At 47.8% G+C, this 3,819-nt stretch carries 2 protein-coding genes; both read left to right on the top strand.

Annotation, left to right across the window (positions count from 1 at the left end):
- Positions 1 to 213: pilus assembly PilX family protein (locus ACTF5U_RS12250; protein ID WP_438971917.1), on the top strand; the 213-nt coding region annotated here is incomplete at its 5' end.
- Positions 214 to 215: 2 nt separating this feature from the next.
- Positions 216 to 3,819 (top strand): pilus assembly protein (locus ACTF5U_RS12245; RefSeq protein ID WP_438971916.1); only part of this gene is annotated, 3,604 nt, incomplete at its 3' end.

Genomic DNA, 3,819 nt, shown 5'->3' with positions numbered 1-3,819 from the left:
AATAATGGCGTTGCTTACTCAGTGGCATTGCCTAACGTTAATTCAGTGCCACGCAGTATCATCGAATTTCAATATTTTAAGTCTGATGACTTGTTAATTGGTGAAGGTGGGCCCCCTGCTGGGACAGTCTATTATCGAATCACAGGTCAGGGAACCGGCGGCACTGATATGGCCCGTTCTTTATTACAAAGCACGCTCGCTAAGAGGTTTTAGTCATGATTTCACGTACAGCACTAAAATTTTATGTCGCTCTCGCTTTATTCAGTATCCATACTTTTGCAAACACTGCCCCGCTCAGCCTCAGCAAGACACCTCTGTATCTGGGGGGCGGTGTCGAACCCAACATCATGTTCATTCTCGATGATTCCGGTTCGATGGTATTTGAAGTCACACCGGACGATTTGGCTTTCCCGGGCAGCTCTTATTCAGCCATGCTCTTTCCAAGCCCTGACAGCGTCTATGGTAGCGGTACGCCTTATCCAAGCTACTCTAAATCGCTATTACAGGTTGTCACTGTTGATGACAATAATGCCTATAATGCCACCTCTCGCTCTCCGCAATTTAACAGCACTTACTACGACCCTTCCGTAACCTACCGCCCTTGGGTCAAGGAAGATAAATCGCTCTACCCGGATGCGGATCCAGACTGTGCCTGGCATAATCCTGAAAATACCGGTTCTTGTCCATACGGAGATGTCAATTCTGTAGCACGTGATCTCACCACAAGCAATGATCGATACAATAGTAATCGCTGGCGAGATTGTGACAGCGGCGGCTCCTGCTCAAGCTCGACATCAAATAAATCTTTCTGGCCAGCGACTTACTTCTGGCACAACGGTGGGGCTCAATGGAGTTGGAACAATTACACCCGGGTCGAGATTCGCTCCAGCACTCCTAACTATAGTGGTCATAATCGAAGTCAACGTGATGATTGTGGCGGCGATGGCATCTGCTCCTATGATCAGGAAATTCAGAATTTTGCCAACTGGTATACCTATTATCGCTCGAGAATTCTGACAGCACGGGCAAGTATTGGTCGAGCCTTTGTTGATCAAAGCAAAAAACGTATCGGTTATGCCACTATCAACAAAGGCTCATCTGATGTCGATGATGTTTCAACCGGCACTATCATTGATGGCGTTCGTGATTTTGATACGTCACGTGGAGATTTTTTTGATAATTTGTACGGACGGGACATCCCGCCCTCAGGAACACCGTTAAGAGAAGCGCTGGATGATGTCGGTCAATATTTTTCCCGAACTGACGAAAAAGGCCCGTGGAGTTCAACCCCAGGACAATCAGGCGGTACCGATTACACCTGCCGCCTGAATTACAGCATCATGATGACTGATGGTTACTGGAGTGGCGGTAGCAGTTATGATGCCGATACCAGTGCCGCAAGAGCCAATGTGGATAATGCGGCAGGTTTAGAAATCACAGGACCGGAGAACCCATCCTTCGAATACACACCGATTGGTCCATTCCGAGACAGTCAGAGCAATACGCTGGCCGATGTGGCGATGTATTACTGGAAACGGGATCTGCGTACAGATTTGGAGAATGATGTTGCCACCTCGCCCCTTGATCCGGCTTTTTGGCAACATATGAGCACCTTTGGCATCAGCTTCGGCCTAACTGGCTCAATTAATGCCGACGATGCATGGAACGCCATCGATACTGAAACTGACATCAGTTGGCCCGATACGAATCCTTCAAGTTCTGGTAACTGCAGCGGTAGCGATTGTCCAGCCCGACTCGACGATCTGCTTCACGCCTCAGTCAATAGTCGGGGTGGATTTTTTAACGCTTCAAATCCGAAAGACCTCGCCGATGCTATTGCGGATGTACTGGCATCTATCTCAAAGCGTCAGTCCTCGGCATCTTCAGTGGCATTAAACACTGGCACCATTTCAACGAACAGCCTGGTCTACCAAGCAAAATTTAACAGTGAGGACTGGAGCGGGCAGTTGCTTGCCTACAATGTTGACTCTGATGGCGCATTGAGCAGTACGGCAAGCTGGAATGCCGGTGATCTGATTCCTGCACACGGCAGCCGTAAAATATTTACTTATGATGGCAATGCTGGTCTGGAGTTCTCAACTTTCACGGCTTTATCAACGGCACAACAAGCTTCACTCGGTAGTCAGAGTGTTCTTAATTACCTGAGGGGGGACGACAGCAATGAACTGTCAAACGGTGGCAGCTTCCGCAACCGCAATACGCTACTGGGTGATATTATCCACTCAAGTCCTGCCTATGTGAGTATGCCATTGCAGCGCTACCCAGATATATGGGAGTCTGGAGCACCAGGGGTGGCGGAAAATGCTGTAAGTGCCGAACGCTACTCAACCTTTAAACTCAATAACCAAAGTCGCCAAGCAGTAGTCTACGTGGGTGCCAACGACGGCATGCTCCATGCCTTCAATGCCGAAACAGGCGTTGAACTGTTCAGTTATGTCCCTGAGAGTGTTTATCACAACCTGAGCGACTTAACGGTCTCCGGATACAATCACGAATATTATGTTGATGAATCACCAACGATTGTGGATGTTTTTATTGCTGGCAGTTGGAAAACCGTTCTGGTGTCCGGACTTGGCGCTGGAGGACAAGGCATCTTCGCCTTGGATGTGACAGACCCTGAGAATTTTGATGAAAATGACGTGTTATGGGAATACACTGACAGTGATAATAGTGACCTGGGCTATACCTTTGGCAAACCCAGCATCGTCAGGATGCATGATGGCAGCTGGGCAGCTATTTTCAGCGGTGGTTATAACAATACAGCAGATAATGCGGGTGATGGGGCAACCGCCGATAGCACCACAGGTAACGCCAAGCTCTATATAGTTGACTTGGCCAGTGGTGGCCTCCTTACTACGCTACCCCTTGATACCCAGAAAGGCACAGCTCAAGACCCCTCGGGCCAAAACCGTCCCAATGGCCTGGCAACACCGGCTGTTGTAGACATTGACGATGATGCGATTGCTGACTTTATCTATGCCGGTGACCTTTTTGGCAATATGTGGAAAATTGACATCACATCCGATAACCCAAATCAGTGGGATTTCGCGATGAAAGATGCTGGTAAACCTCAGCCATTGTATACAGCTTGTTCAAGCACACCCTGCTCGACTACCAATTCACAACCGATTACCACGCAACCACAAATTATTAACCACCCCACAGGTAATGGTTACCTGGTTTTGTTCGGCACGGGTAAATATTTTGAAGTGGGTGATAACAGTGATACCAACCAGACTACTCAAAGTTTTTACGGACTCTGGGATAAAGATCTGAACTCATTCAGCACGTTTGACAAAACTAATCTGCTGCAACAATCAATTACCAACGAGTTAATTCAGTCCGGTTTTGAACTCCGAGTCACATCTGAAAACACCATTGACTGGTCTACCCATATGGGGTGGTATATTGATTTAATTGACCCAGACACCGCTGCAAACCACGGCGAACGTCAGGTCAGTGAAGCTATCGTCCGTAATGGCCGAGTTATTTTCACAACGCTGCTTCCTTCCGAAGACCCATGTGGTGACGGTGGCACAAGTTGGCTTATGGAACTGGATGTCAACTCAGGCAGCCGATTGCCTTATTCACCTTTTGATATCGATGGAGACAAGCATTTCACAGAAAATGACTACGTCAACCTTGGAGATATTGATGGAGACGGAGAAGACGATTATGTGCCAGCAAGTGGTAAAAAGTCGAAAGTTGGTATTACCGACACTCCTGGAATAGTCAATGATGACGATGGTCAAAGAGAGTTCAAATATAGTTCCGGTTCATCAGGTGAAATCGAAATAA

Origin of the sequence: Methylophaga sp. (assembly GCF_965655755.1) — a bacterium.
In the GTDB taxonomy this organism is placed as follows: Bacteria; Pseudomonadota; Gammaproteobacteria; order Nitrosococcales; family Methylophagaceae; genus Methylophaga.
Note: the sequence above shows the minus strand (reverse complement) of the source record. Positions and strands in the feature narration are given on the sequence as shown.